The organism is Superficieibacter sp. (assembly GCF_032071645.1).
Lineage (GTDB): Bacteria > Pseudomonadota > Gammaproteobacteria > Enterobacterales > Enterobacteriaceae > Superficieibacter.
In genome coordinates this window covers 124,447-137,647 of record NZ_DAMAPU010000003.1, presented here as the reverse complement: position 1 = coordinate 137,647, position 13,201 = coordinate 124,447, and the positions used below count along the sequence as shown (strand labels likewise).

General features: G+C 52.4%; 12 protein-coding genes. 9 read left to right on the top strand and 3 right to left on the bottom strand.

The window, feature by feature from the left end; translation table 11 throughout:
• Nucleotides 1-16: 16 nt before the first annotated feature.
• On the bottom strand, nt 17-709 hold the full coding sequence (locus tag RT197_RS07430) for a DUF421 domain-containing protein (RefSeq protein ID WP_312948829.1): 693 nt from the start codon (nt 707-709) through the stop codon (nt 17-19).
• A 137-nt stretch (nt 710-846) separates the two neighbouring features.
• Here RT197_RS07430 and ycaO point away from each other — a divergent pair, with 137 nt between their 5' ends.
• The 4 genes from ycaO (at nt 847) to pflA (ending at nt 7,131) form a co-directional block, all read left to right on the top strand.
• The gene (gene ycaO / locus RT197_RS07425) at nt 847-2,607 is read left to right on the top strand and encodes a 30S ribosomal protein S12 methylthiotransferase accessory factor YcaO (protein WP_312948827.1); all 1,761 of its coding nucleotides are present in this window, start codon (nt 847-849) and stop codon (nt 2,605-2,607) included.
• 404 nt (nt 2,608-3,011) lie between these two features.
• On the top strand, nt 3,012-3,869 hold the full coding sequence (gene focA, locus RT197_RS07420; RefSeq protein ID WP_312948826.1) for a formate transporter FocA: 858 nt from the start codon (nt 3,012-3,014) through the stop codon (nt 3,867-3,869).
• Nucleotides 3,870-3,920: 51 nt separating this feature from the next.
• A complete protein-coding gene (gene pflB, locus RT197_RS07415) occupies nt 3,921-6,203 on the top strand; it encodes a formate C-acetyltransferase (protein WP_312948824.1) in 2,283 nt (760 codons plus the stop codon).
• A gap of 187 nt (nt 6,204-6,390) precedes the next feature.
• Nucleotides 6,391-7,131, top strand: a complete 741-nt coding sequence (gene pflA / locus RT197_RS07410) for a pyruvate formate lyase 1-activating protein (RefSeq protein WP_312948822.1) — start codon at nt 6,391-6,393, stop codon at nt 7,129-7,131.
• 54 nt (nt 7,132-7,185) lie between these two features.
• Here pflA and RT197_RS07405 read toward each other — a convergent pair whose 3' ends face one another.
• Nucleotides 7,186-8,034, bottom strand: coding sequence for a MurR/RpiR family transcriptional regulator (locus RT197_RS07405; RefSeq protein ID WP_312948820.1), 849 nt, complete (start codon nt 8,032-8,034; stop codon nt 7,186-7,188).
• A gap of 120 nt (nt 8,035-8,154) precedes the next feature.
• Between RT197_RS07405 and RT197_RS07400 the strand changes: the two genes are divergently transcribed.
• From RT197_RS07400 to RT197_RS07380, 5 genes are read left to right on the top strand one after another with little or no spacing between them, the layout of a single operon-like run.
• On the top strand, nt 8,155-8,430 hold the full coding sequence (locus RT197_RS07400; protein ID WP_312948818.1) for a PTS sugar transporter subunit IIB: 276 nt from the start codon (nt 8,155-8,157) through the stop codon (nt 8,428-8,430).
• A 17-nt stretch (nt 8,431-8,447) separates the two neighbouring features.
• Nucleotides 8,448-9,713, top strand: a complete 1,266-nt coding sequence (locus RT197_RS07395; protein ID WP_312948816.1) for a PTS ascorbate transporter subunit IIC — start codon at nt 8,448-8,450, stop codon at nt 9,711-9,713.
• A 12-nt stretch (nt 9,714-9,725) separates the two neighbouring features.
• Nucleotides 9,726-10,523, top strand: a complete 798-nt coding sequence (locus RT197_RS07390) for a transketolase (RefSeq protein WP_312948814.1) — start codon at nt 9,726-9,728, stop codon at nt 10,521-10,523.
• Nucleotides 10,523-11,434 carry a transketolase C-terminal domain-containing protein gene (locus RT197_RS07385; protein ID WP_312948812.1) on the top strand — a complete coding sequence of 304 codons (912 nt, stop codon included), beginning with the start codon at nt 10,523-10,525 and terminating at the stop codon, nt 11,432-11,434. Before RT197_RS07390 ends, RT197_RS07385 begins: the two co-directional genes overlap by 1 nt.
• A 52-nt stretch (nt 11,435-11,486) precedes the next feature.
• Complete coding sequence (locus RT197_RS07380) at nt 11,487-11,948, top strand: PTS sugar transporter subunit IIA (RefSeq protein WP_312948811.1); 462 nt, start codon at nt 11,487-11,489, stop codon at nt 11,946-11,948.
• Here RT197_RS07380 and RT197_RS07375 read toward each other — a convergent pair.
• Nucleotides 11,918-13,066, bottom strand: coding sequence for an MFS transporter (locus RT197_RS07375; RefSeq protein ID WP_312949467.1), 1,149 nt, complete (start codon nt 13,064-13,066; stop codon nt 11,918-11,920). The genes RT197_RS07380 and RT197_RS07375 overlap by 31 nt on opposite strands.
• Between the last annotated feature and the right edge of the window lie 135 nt (nt 13,067-13,201).

The window sequence follows — 13,201 nt, the reverse complement described above, 5'->3', positions numbered from 1 at the left end:
GCCGACAAAAGCGCTGTCAGGTGATGCGTTTCGCCCGGCTGGCCTTCGACCATTCTGGATTTCCACAACGCGGGCAGAGCTGTCGATCGCCGACCTTCATCACGTACACGGCGCTACATTGATTACAGGCGTACTCGCCATCTGCCGGGAAGACGGTGAAACGCCCGGCACGACCGTCGGGCAGAATACAAAGCCCCGGCTTCACCTCATCATCTTCAAAGTAATAAATGCTGATTTGACCATTGGTTTCCATGATCGCCAGTTTAATTTGCCCCAGTTGCTCAACGCTGTTGATGCGCAACTCCATAAAGAACTCAAACTCGGTCAGGTTGGCGGCATTCAGCTTTTCCCATGCCAGTTGTCCATCCTCAATAATGATCACCGGCTTACCTTCCAGCAGATCTTCCAGCTTCTCGCTATGCGCCATCAGCCACATGACCAGCCGGTAAAGCAGCCCAAGCGTCACGAATACCGCCAGTACCGGCAGCATCGGCACATCATCATAAAAGGCCACGTCACCCGCCGCAGAACCGAGGGTCAGGATGATCAGCACTTCAAACAGCGACATCTGACGCACGCCGCGTCGCCCGGTGATTTTCAGAAACAGAAAAACCAGCACGAAGGTGTACAAACTGCGCAGCGCCACTTCCCCAAGAAACTCAAGCGGCACTTTATCCAGCGCCATACGTTGAAGATCGAATGCTTTCATTTTTTATTCTCAAACAGGCAGTTACTCATCATAAGCATAGCCAATACTTTTATTTGCGCCGCGCGCGCCGGGGAGATAGCGCCGGTCATCTAAAACCCGTATCATTGCGCGCTTTCCGTACGATAAAAGTGAATTCCATGACGCAAACATTTATACCCGGCAAAGATGCCGCCCTGGAAGATTCCATCGCTCGCTTCCAGACCAAACTTCAGGACCTCGGTTTTGACATTGAAGAAGCCTCATGGTTGAATCCGGTGCCGAACGTCTGGTCGGTGCATATCCGTGATAAAGAGTGCGCGCTGTGCTTTACCAACGGCAAAGGGGCGACTAAAAAAGCGGCTCTGGCGTCGGCGCTGGGCGAATATTTTGAGCGTCTTTCTACCAACTATTTCTTTGCCGACTTCTGGCTGGGCGACACCATCGCCAATGGCCCGTTTGTACATTATCCGAACGAAAAATGGTTCCCGCTGCCGGAAGACGACAGTCTGCCGAAAGGGATCCTCGACGATCGCCTGCGCGCCTTTTACGATCCGGAGAACGATCTAAGCGCGGGAATGCTGATTGACCTGCAATCCGGTAATGAAGATCGCGGTATCTGCGCCCTGCCTTTCACTCGCCAGTCTGATAATCAGACCATTTATATTCCCATGAATATCATCGGCAATCTGTATGTTTCAAACGGCATGTCAGCGGGTAATACGGCAAATGAAGCGCGCGTACAGGGGCTTTCAGAAGTCTTTGAACGTCATATTAAAAACCGGATTATCGCCGAATCCATCAGCCTGCCGGAAATTCCGGCGGACGTACTGGCGCGTTATCCTGGCGTGGTTGAAGCTATCAATACGCTGGAAGCAGAAGGGTTCCCTATTTTTGCCTATGACGGTTCGCTGGGCGGCAAGTATCCGGTGATCTGCGTAGTGCTGTTTAACCCGGCTAATGGCACCTGCTTTGCCTCATTTGGTGCGCATCCTGATTTTGGCGTGGCGCTGGAGCGTACCGTCACCGAACTGTTGCAGGGTCGCGGCCTGAAAGATCTCGACGTCTTTACGCCACCGACATTTGATGATGAAGAAGTCGCTGAGCATACCAATCTCGAAACCCATTTCATCGACTCCAGCGGTCTGATCTCCTGGGATATGTTCAAGCAGGAAGCGGATTATCCGTTTGTTGACTGGAGCTTTGCAGGAACCACCGAAGAAGAATTCGCCACGCTGATGGCCATCTTTAAGTCGGAAGATAAAGAAGTGTACATCGCTGATTACGAACACCTCAGCGTCTACGCCTGCCGGATTATCGTGCCGGGCATGTCGGATATCTATCCGGCAGAAGATCTGTGGCTGGCAAATAACAGCATGGGTAGCCACCTGCGCGAGACTATTCTGGCGCTGCCGGGTAGCAACTGGGATAAAGAAGACTATCTCAGCCTTATCGAGCAGCTTGATGAAGAAGGCCACGACGATTTTACTCGCGTCCGTGAACTGCTTGGGCTGGCGACCGGCAGCAATAACGGCTGGTATACGCTGCGTATTGGCGAACTGAAAGCCATGCTCGCGCTGGCAGGCGGTGATACCGAGCAGGCGCTAATCTGGACTGAATGGACGATGGAGTTCAACGCCTCCGTCTTCAGCGCGGAACGGGCGAACTACTATCGTTGCCTGCAAACATTGCTGCTGCTTACTCAGGAAGAAGAGCGCCAGCCGCTTCAGTATCTGAACGCTTTTGTGCGCATGTACGGTGCAGAAGCGGTGGAAGCTGCCAGCGCCGCCCTGAGCGGTGAAGCGCCGTTCTACGGGTTGCAGGAAGTCGATAACGAATTAGCAGCCTTCCCTGCGCATCAGTCGCTGCTACGCGCCTACGAAAAATTGCAGCGTGCGAAAGCCGCTTTTTGGGCAAAATAAAAGCGGATAACCATAGCAGCAGTAGGCTTACCCGTAAGTCTGCGTTATATTACGGAGCGAATTTACCGCTCCGTTTTTTGTATTTTTGGTCAAAATTCGAAAATGTGATCATTAGGTTAAATATGAGTAAAGGTAATTAGATTTATCTTTTCCAGAATGTAACCTTATGTGTTGATTACTCCATTTTAATTAACCATTCTCCGGAGACCATAAAGAAAAATTCAACTCAATTTGTAATTTTTAAAATTTATTTTTACTTGGATAATCAAGACTTTACCCCTAAATAGCTGTAAAACCATACGCTATGCAGGCCTATAAGCCAGGCGAGATATGATCTATATCAAATTCTCTTCTATAATGCTTTGTTAGTATCTCGTCGCCGACTTAATAAAGAGAGAGTTAGTGTGAAAGCTGACAACCCTTTTGATCTAATACTTCCTGCAGCAATGGCCAAAGTGGCCGAAGAAGCAGGTGTCTATAAAGCAACGAAACAACCGTTGACCACCTTTTTCCTGGCGATTACTGCGGGCGTTTTCATCTCTATTGCTTTTGTTTTCTATATCACCGCGACGACCGGTACTGCGGGCATGCCATACGGTATGGCGAAACTGGTAGGCGGGATTTGCTTCTCATTGGGTCTGATCCTTTGCGTCGTTTGTGGCGCTGACCTGTTTACGTCCACCGTGCTTATCGTTGTCGCGAAAGCCAGCGGACGCATTACCTGGGGTCAACTGGGACGTAACTGGCTTAATGTGTACTTCGGCAACCTGATAGGCGCGCTGCTCTTTGTGCTGCTGATGTGGCTTTCCGGCGAGTATATGACCGCCAACGGGGGATGGGGGCTTAACGTCCTGCAAACCGCCGACCACAAAATGCACCACACCTTTATTGAAGCCGTCTGCCTCGGCATTCTGGCAAACCTGATGGTCTGCCTCGCTGTGTGGATGAGCTACTCCGGCCGCAGCCTGACCGATAAATCACTGATTATGATTTTACCGGTCGCCATGTTCGTTGCCAGCGGCTTTGAACACAGCATCGCGAATATGTTTATGATCCCCCTGGGTATCGTAATCCGTAATTTCGCCAGCCCGGAATTCTGGACCGCAATCGGTTCATCACCGGACAATTTTTCTCATCTGACTGTTATGAACTTCATCACGGATAACCTGATCCCAGTGACTATCGGGAACATTATCGGCGGTGGTTTGTTAGTCGGGTTGACATACTGGGTCATTTACCTGCGTGGCAACAATCATCACTAATGATTGTTCCAGGCAGTAAATAAAAAGTCCACTTTAGAAGGTAGGTGTTACATGTCCGAGCTTAATGAAAAATTAGCCACAGCCTGGGAAGGTTTTGCGAAAGGTGACTGGCAGAACGCAGTAAACGTCCGTGACTTCATCCAGAAAAACTACACTCCGTATGAGGGTGACGAGTCTTTCCTGGCAGGTGCGACTGACGCTACCACCAAGCTGTGGGACAACGTAATGGAAGGTGTTAAACAGGAAAACCGCACTCACGCGCCTGTTGACTTCGATACCTCCGTTGCCTCCACTATCACTTCTCACGACGCTGGCTACATCAACAAAGCGCTTGAGAAAATCGTTGGTCTGCAAACTGAAGCCCCGCTGAAACGTGCGATTATCCCGTTTGGCGGTATCAAAATGGTTGAAGGTTCCTGCAAAGCGTATGACCGCGAACTGGACCCGCAGCTGAAGAAAATCTTCACTGAATACCGTAAAACTCACAACCAGGGCGTTTTTGATGTTTACACCAAAGACATCCTGAACTGCCGTAAATCTGGCGTGCTGACCGGTCTGCCGGATGCCTACGGCCGTGGCCGTATCATCGGTGACTACCGTCGTGTTGCGCTGTACGGTATCGATTTCCTGGCGAAAGACAAATACGCTCAGTTCCTGTCCCTGCAATCCGACATGGAAAACGGCGTAAACCTGGAAGCGACTATCCGTCTGCGTGAAGAAATCGCAGAACAGCATCGCGCTCTGGGTCAGATCAAAGAAATGGCGGCTAAATATGGCTGCGATATCTCTGGTCCGGCTACCACCGCTCAGGAAGCTATCCAGTGGACCTACTTCGGTTACCTGGCTGCTGTTAAATCTCAGAACGGTGCTGCAATGTCCTTTGGTCGTACCGCGACCTTCCTGGATATCTTCATCGAACGTGACCTGAAAGCCGGTAAAATCACCGAGCAAGAAGCGCAGGAAATGGTTGACCACCTGGTCATGAAACTGCGTATGGTTCGCTTCCTGCGTACTCCTGAGTATGATGAACTGTTCTCCGGCGACCCGATTTGGGCAACTGAATCTATCGGTGGTATGGGCGTTGATGGACGTACTCTGGTCACCAAAAACAGCTTCCGTTTCCTGAACACCCTGTACACCATGGGGCCGTCTCCGGAGCCGAACATCACCATTCTGTGGTCTGAAAAACTGCCGCTGAACTTCAAAAAATACGCAGCTAAAGTCTCCATCGATACCTCTTCTCTGCAATATGAGAATGACGATCTGATGCGCCCTGACTTCAACAACGATGACTATGCTATCGCTTGTTGCGTAAGCCCGATGATTGTCGGTAAACAAATGCAGTTCTTCGGTGCGCGTGCTAACCTGGCGAAAACCATGCTGTACGCAATCAACGGCGGCGTTGATGAAAAACTGAAAATGCAGGTTGGTCCGAAATCTGAGCCGATCAAAGGCGACGTTCTGAACTTCGACGAAGTGATGGAACGTATGGATCACTTCATGGACTGGCTGGCTAAACAGTATGTCACCGCGCTGAACGTTATCCACTACATGCACGACAAGTACAGCTACGAAGCCTCTCTGATGGCGCTGCACGACCGTGACGTTATCCGCACCATGGCGTGTGGTATCGCAGGTCTGTCCGTTGCGGCTGACTCCCTGTCTGCTATCAAATATGCGAAAGTTAAACCGATTCGTGACGAAGACGGTCTGGCTGTCGACTTCGCAATCGAAGGCGAATACCCGCAGTTTGGTAACAACGACTCTCGTGTAGATGACATGGCGGTTGACCTGGTAGAACGTTTCATGAAGAAAATTCAGAAACTGACGACTTACCGTAACGCTATCCCGACTCAGTCTGTTCTGACCATCACCTCTAACGTGGTTTATGGTAAGAAAACCGGTAACACCCCAGACGGTCGTCGCGCTGGCGCGCCGTTCGGACCAGGTGCTAACCCGATGCATGGTCGTGACCAGAAAGGTGCGGTTGCCTCTCTGACCTCCGTGGCTAAACTGCCGTTTGCTTACGCGAAAGATGGTATTTCTTACACCTTCTCTATCGTGCCGAACGCGCTGGGTAAAGACGACGAAGTTCGTAAGACCAACCTGGCAGGTCTGATGGATGGTTACTTCCACCACGAAGCGTCCATCGAAGGTGGTCAGCACCTGAACGTGAACGTCATGAACCGCGAAATGCTGCTCGACGCGATGGAACACCCGGAAAAATATCCGCAGTTGACCATTCGTGTATCTGGCTACGCAGTACGTTTTAACTCCCTGACTAAAGAACAGCAGCAGGACGTTATTACCCGTACCTTCACTCAGACCATGTAATTGGTTTTGACTGAAATCGCGATTAAAAAAGCGTAAAATAAAGGCTCCACAGCAGTGGGGCCTTTTTCATACCCGCAGTCGGTTTTGTCCGTTATCTATACTTATGGGTGACAGCCAAAACAGACTCCAATCTTAGTGAGTTGAGCATACACAGGCCAGGAAGGCCAAAGCTGGAGAAACCATCGCAATGTCAGTTACTGGTCGCATTCACTCCTTTGAATCCTGTGGCACCGTTGACGGCCCGGGCATCCGTTTTATTACCTTCTTTCAGGGCTGCCTGATGCGCTGCATGTATTGCCATAACCGCGATACCTGGGACACGCACGGCGGTAAGGAAGTTACCGTTGAAGAGCTGATGAAAGAGGTCGTCACCTATCGCCACTTTATGAACGCCTCCGGCGGCGGCGTAACCGCGTCCGGCGGTGAGGCCATCCTGCAGGCTGAATTCGTGCGCGACTGGTTCCGCGCCTGTAAGAAAGAAGGCATTCATACCTGCCTGGACACCAACGGCTTTGTGCGCCGTTACGATCCGGTGATTGATGAACTGCTGGAAGTGACCGATTTAGTCATGCTGGATCTCAAGCAGATGAACGATGAGATCCACCAGAATCTGGTCGGGGTGTCCAACCACCGCACCCTGGAGTTTGCTCGCTACCTGTCTAATAAAGACATCAAAGTTTGGATCCGCTACGTGGTCGTTCCCGGCTGGTCTGATGATGATGACTCCGCACACCGCCTGGGTGAATTTACCCGCGACATGGGCAACGTCGAGAAAATTGAAATGCTGCCCTATCATGAGTTAGGCAAGCACAAGTGGGTGGCGATGGGCGAAGAATATAAGCTGGACGGCGTTAAACCACCGAAGAAAGAAACGATGGAACGCGTGAAGGGCATTCTGGAGCAGTACGGACACAAGGTGATGTACTGACAAACTACGCCGCTGGCGCTGACCTTTCCGGGCCGTGCCAGCGGCGCAAAGCGATTACGACATAAAATATTCCGACAGCTTATTCGCCACGCTCTCAATCGAGAAAATACTCTTCTGATGCGCCTTGCGGCACTCCGCATAACGCTCATCCTGCTCTTCGAGCGCGTTAAGCACTCTGTCCGCCACCATCATCGCCCCGGCGATTTCGGCAAAACCGTACTCCCCTTCCCCTTTAAGCGCCACGGCGGCCTGCAAATTCCAGTCTGAAAGCCGACTGAGCGGCGCAAACGTTCCGCGCGTCAGCGATAAAATTTTCACGCCGTGCTGCTTCGCCAGCGTCAGCACCTGCATCATATCGGCGGAGGTCTGCTCGGTATGGATCACAATGATCCCCTGACTTTGCGGCTCCACCATCATTGCTGAAGGCGAAAGGTAAAAACGATCGACGAAGCTGGCGGCCTTACCCATTTTGATCAGGTTCATCTGTAAAAACAGCGCCACCGGCACCGCCGTTCCCACCGCGTAAATCGAGACGTTACTCACCAGATTGAGCCATGCCGCTGCCGCCTGCAATTCCTGGCTGTTAATGATGGTATGGCTGTCGCGGATGCTTGCCAGCACCGAAGAGATTTCTTCTTTGTTTTTGTCTTCAGGACGGGCTGCGCCCTGCTCCATTGCGAGCGCAGTTCTGAAATCAGAGAAGCCCCTGAAGCCAAAGGCCCGGCAAAAGCGCGTGATGCTCCCTTCACTGGTTTCAATCGAATCCGCCAGTTCAGTAATGGTATGGCGCATGACAAAATCTGGATTCTCCGTCACAAAGCGCCCAACTTTCTCAAGTATCGGGCTAAGCGCCGCAGACTCATTTCTTATATTTATCAATAAATTAGCATTAATCTGGCTCATTTTTTGCCTTTTTGCACAAAATGCAAACGCTGTCACATTAATCTGTTTGTATAAAGATAATAATTTTTTTCGTCACATCATCAATAAAAATAATTATTTTTACAAAACAGGAGAAAGTAAATGAAAGGTCTTATCGTCTGTCGTACCGGCATGGGCAGTTCCTTAATGCTCAAAATCAAAGCACAAAAAATTATTGATAAACATGGATGGGATATTGACCTCGAACATGACGTGCTTTCCGGTCTCCGTACCTGGCAAAATATTGATTTTGTCATCACCATGCGCGACCTCACCGATGAGGTCGAAGCTGCCGGATTCAGAGCTATCGGCATCGTCGACCTGATGAACAGCGACGAAATGGAATCTGCGCTCACCAGCGTAGTTCAGGGTAACTAACCAATCCCGGAGGAAATATGGATCTCCTCAAGTTTATTGTATTCGACATTCTGGGTGTAACCCCACTTTTAGTTGGCTTTATCGCATTAATCGGCCTGCTAATCCAACGTAAACCCATCGAAAAAGTATTGTCCGGCACCTTTAAGACTATCGTCGGCTTTCTGGTATTTGCAGGCGGTGCCGGGCTGGCGGTAACGTCACTGGGCAATTTCCAGACGCTGTTCAGCGACGGTTTCGGACTGAAAGGCGTGATGCCGCTGGCAGAAGCGTTAACCGGTCTGGCGCAGACGAAGTTTTCCATGTGCGTGTCACTGATTATGGTGGTGGGATTTGGCTGGAACCTGCTTTTTGCCCGCATCACGCCCTTTAAGTATATCTTCCTGACCGGCCAGCATAACCTTTATCTGTCAGCACTGCTGACCGTAACGTTAAAGGCGCTGGGTTACAGCGATGTCGTCACCATTGTGGCTGGCTCCATTCTGCTGGGTCTGGCGGCCTGTATTTATCCGGCCATCGCCCAGCCATGGATGCGCAAAATTACCGGTAACGACGAAATTGCGATGGGGCATTACGTTACGCTGGCATACGCGTTATCGGGATGGATCGGTTCTAAAGTTGGCGATCCCAAACAGTCCACGGAAAAACTTAATCTGCCGGGCTGGCTGGGGATCTTCAAAGACTATATCGTCTCGGTCTCTATTTCAGTCAGTATCTTCTACTACATCGCCGCGCTGGCTGCGGGTAAAGCTGCGGTGACTGCCGCTGCCGGAGGTATGCACTGGCTGGTGTACCCTCTGTTTCAGTCACTGACGTTTACCGCCTCGCTGTACATCATCATCACTGGCGTGCGTCTGCTGCTGTCTGAAATCGTCCCGGCGTTTCTTGGGATCTCGGAAAAGTTTATTCCCAATGCCAAACCGGCGCTCGATTGTCCGGTGGTATTTCCTTACGCCCCAACCGCCACGGTGCTTGGCTTCATCTCTTCATTCATCGGCGGTCTGGTGGTGATGGGCATTCTCGCGCTGATTGGTCAGACGGTGATTATTCCGGTTGCCATCCCCTATTTTTTCATCGGTGCCACGGCGGCGGTTTTTGGCAACGCATCCGGCGGCTGGAAAGGCGCGATTGCGGGCAGCTTCGTCACAGGCATTCTTATCGGCGTCGGTCCGGCACTGATCTATCCGATTATGGAATCCGTTGGCCTCTCCGGTACCAGCTTCCCGGAAACTGACTTTGTCGTTCTGGGGCTGGTGGTGTACTACATGGGCAAAATGCTGCCCTGATAAGGAAAAAACATGACTATCGAACAACTGAAATCTCATGCGCTGGCGGCTCGCCGCGATATTGTGACCATGATTTACGAATCGGGAATCGGCCATCCGGGTGGGGCGCTGTCAATCATTGATATTTTGACGTGGATTTATCACCAGGAGGTCGATCTGGATGCCGCGCCGCGCAGCAAAGTGGTGATGAGCAAGGGTCATGCGGTGGCCGCGCAGTACGTCCTGCTCCACCAAAAAGGCAAAGTTGAGCGCAGCGAATTTAATACCTTCAGGCAGATCAATTCGCGTTTGCAGGGACATCCCAGCATTAAATCGCTGCCGGAGGTTGATGCCACCACCGGGCTGCTCGGGCAGGGACTGTCGGTAGCGCTGGGCATGGCAGCAGCGAAAAAACGCGCGGGCGATCCTCACCGGGTCTTCGCCATCATCGGCGACGGCGAAATGCATGAAGGCCAGATTTGGGAGTCGTTGCAGCAGGCCGCGCATATGAAAATGGATAATCTGGTCGCCGTCATCGACTACAACGGTTTCTCTTCCCACGATCCGGTTAATCAAGTGATCAATCTTGAACCGTTGGCCGACAAGATCCGCAGTTTTGGCTGGCACGTACTGGAAATGCAGGATGGCAATGACATGCATCAGGTTGCCGATACGCTGCTGCTGTCACGCCATCTGAAGGGCAAACCGGTCGCCATTCTCGCCCATACCACCAAAGGCAGTGGCGTCAGTTACATGGAAAACAACGGGGACTGGCATTCCAAAACCCCCAGCGCGGAACAGTACCAGCAGGCAATGGAGGAATTACAATAATGAAAGCACCACGTGATGAGATCGGCAAAGCGCTGATCGCGTTAAAAGCCAAAGGCTACCCTGTCGTTGCCATCGACAGCGATCTGGCAAGCTCAACCCGTACGGATCAGTTCCAGGCAGCATATCCTGACGCCTTTTTCGAAATGGGCATTGCAGAAGGTTCAGCAATGAGTTTCGCCGTCGGGCAGGCGCTGGAAGGCAATATCCCTTTTTACGTTAACTTTGCCATGTTTGTTACCGGAACCGCCTGGACCCAGCTACGTCAGGCCTGCTATGCCAAAGCCAATATCAAGCTGGTGGGCAGCCATCCCGGAATGGACGATGGCCCGGATGGCGCATCGCACCATGCGCTGGAAGATCTGGCCCTCACCCGCGTTCTGCCGGGGATCACGATTTTAGCCCCGGCGGATGCGGAAGAAGTCGAAGCCGCCTTTGAGCAGGCGGCGAGGATCCACGGCCCGGTTTATATTCGCGTTGCGCGCGAGCCGATGCCGGTGCGGGATAAAACCCGCATACCCCGGGTGAGCGATATTGCCGCCGTTGAAGATTCAGGTAACGATTTCGCGATCCTGTACGAAGGAACGGTGCTTGAACAGGCTACCGGCGGCTATCAGCAATTACTGGCTGAGGGTAAAACGGGCAAACTGATCCACGTAGCCACGTTAAAACCGTTTAATCGCCGGGCATTTCTTGAACTCGTCAGTGGCTGCCCGCGTATTGCTACCATCGAAAACCACACCATCAACAGCGGACTTGGAGGACAAGTAGCGGAAGTCCTTGCAGAGGAAGGGCACAGCGCCCGCCTGATCCGTCTCGGCACCCAGGACACCTTTACTGAATCGGGTAATAGTCGCCAGCTTAAAGAGAAATACGGTATTTCTGCTGCCGCGCTCTGTAACGCGTTGCGTTAACACGAAAGGCAGGCCGCGTGTCGGCCTGCCTTATTGGGAAAGGAGATAAACAATGGAAGATTCCCTTTTTGCCGCCTGCCAGTTTCGGGAGAAATGTCCCTGCTGGCGGGACGCTATCCGCCTCGCCTGCTCCCCGCTTGAGGAACAGCAAATCGTCAGCAAGGATTATGCCCAGGCGATTATCAGCGCAACGGAGGAAAGCGGCCCCTGGTATATTTTAAGCCCGGCGTTTGCCCTGCCGCACGCCCGTCCGGAAGAAGGCGTCCTCAGTCAGCAAACGCATTTATCGCTGCTGAGCCTGAAAGAGCCGGTCGCTTTTCCCGATCATCCGGGGATACGGCTGGTGATCGTGCTGGCTGCCGCTAACAGCACCCAGCACATTGAGACAATTCAACGGCTGGTATGCTGGCTGGATGACGGCGATCGACTGCAACGGCTATCGGCTATTTGCAGCGCGGAGGAACTTCACTCCGCGCTTTACGATCAGGCGTGCGCCACCGGAGTAGGATGCTGACCCGCTTTGCGCAGCAGCATCAGGAGATAGATAAACGATACGCTGGCAATCATGATAAACAGCAGATTGTCAGAATAGTTTTGCATCAGCATGGCCGTCAGCGACGGCCCCAGCAGGCTACCGATGGTGTAACTCAGCAGCAGCGCCTGATTCATGGCCACCAGCTGGTGATGTTCGACTTTTTCGCAGGCCCACGCCATCGCCACCGGATAAAGAGTAAAGCCTGCCGCGCCGAGTACAAACAGTGCCGGAGCCATCGCCGCATGGCTGAGCATCGCCAGGCAGCCGAGGATCACCACAAACACCTGAACGCGAAGTACCAGCAGGCGACCAAATTTATCTGCCAGGCGGCCAATCGGCCACTGACCAAAGATCCCGGCGCTGACCAGCACCGCCATCCAGAAACCAATCCCGGAATCGCTGACGCCACGATGGTTCAGGTAGAGCGGCATTAAACCGTACAGTGAGCCAAGCACAATGCCTGAAATAATGCAGCCGTTCACCCCAAGGCGCGCCTGTGGCATTTTGAGCATCGGCCAGATCCGGGCTGCTTCCTGATGCTGGCTGTGCTGATTGACGATGCGGGTAAACAGCAGAGGCAGGATGCCCGCCAGGATCACCCCGGTCACCCACGGCAACACGCTAAGAAGCCCGGTTGGCATTTTGCTGACCAGCAGTTGCGCCAGCACCGTCCCTACGTAATAAACCATCATGTAAGCCGCCAGCAGGCGTCCGCGATTATTTGACGTCCCGCTGCACATCAGAGCACTTTCAACCACCACCCAGATCATCGCGCAGCCAACGCCCGCGATGAATCGCCACGCCAGCCAGCTCCAGAAGCCGATCATCATTCCCAGACCCACGCAGCCCGCCGCGAAAATCAGCGATGCAATATAATAACTGCGATTAAACCCCAGACGTTTAATTAAGCGCCCGGTCAGCAACGTCCCCACCAGATTACCGGTGAAATAGGATGAACCGACCATTCCGACCTGCCAGGTGGGAAGATTTTCATGGGCGAGCCAAAGCGGAACGAGCGTGTTTAAGACAGCGATCGCCAGGGTCAACAAAAGCAGGCCGCAGAGCAGTAACAGCACGGGCCGGGTATAGGTGGTCATGGATGGTAAACCGTAAGGAAGTAAAGATTTCGAGCGCATCGTGCCACCATCAAAAACAAAGTCAATCCATACTGTTAGCGGCCTCGCACGAATTGTTCCCTGTCGATTTAAAAAATTCATCCTCCCTGTGCATTC

Coding starts and splice junctions, on each gene's coding strand:
- RT197_RS07380 (WP_312948811.1), top strand. CDS start 11,487: ATGGAAGATTCCCTTTTTGCCGCCTGCCAGTTTCGGGAGAAATGTCCC.
- RT197_RS07385 (WP_312948812.1), top strand. CDS start 10,523: ATGAAAGCACCACGTGATGAGATCGGCAAAGCGCTGATCGCGTTAAAA.
- pflA (WP_312948822.1), top strand. CDS start 6,391: ATGTCAGTTACTGGTCGCATTCACTCCTTTGAATCCTGTGGCACCGTT.
- RT197_RS07430 (WP_312948829.1), bottom strand. CDS start 709: ATGAAAGCATTCGATCTTCAACGTATGGCGCTGGATAAAGTGCCGCTT.
- pflB (WP_312948824.1), top strand. CDS start 3,921: ATGTCCGAGCTTAATGAAAAATTAGCCACAGCCTGGGAAGGTTTTGCG.
- RT197_RS07400 (WP_312948818.1), top strand. CDS start 8,155: ATGAAAGGTCTTATCGTCTGTCGTACCGGCATGGGCAGTTCCTTAATG.
- RT197_RS07390 (WP_312948814.1), top strand. CDS start 9,726: ATGACTATCGAACAACTGAAATCTCATGCGCTGGCGGCTCGCCGCGAT.
- RT197_RS07375 (WP_312949467.1), bottom strand. CDS start 13,066: ATGACCACCTATACCCGGCCCGTGCTGTTACTGCTCTGCGGCCTGCTT.
- ycaO (WP_312948827.1), top strand. CDS start 847: ATGACGCAAACATTTATACCCGGCAAAGATGCCGCCCTGGAAGATTCC.
- RT197_RS07395 (WP_312948816.1), top strand. CDS start 8,448: ATGGATCTCCTCAAGTTTATTGTATTCGACATTCTGGGTGTAACCCCA.
- RT197_RS07405 (WP_312948820.1), bottom strand. CDS start 8,034: ATGAGCCAGATTAATGCTAATTTATTGATAAATATAAGAAATGAGTCT.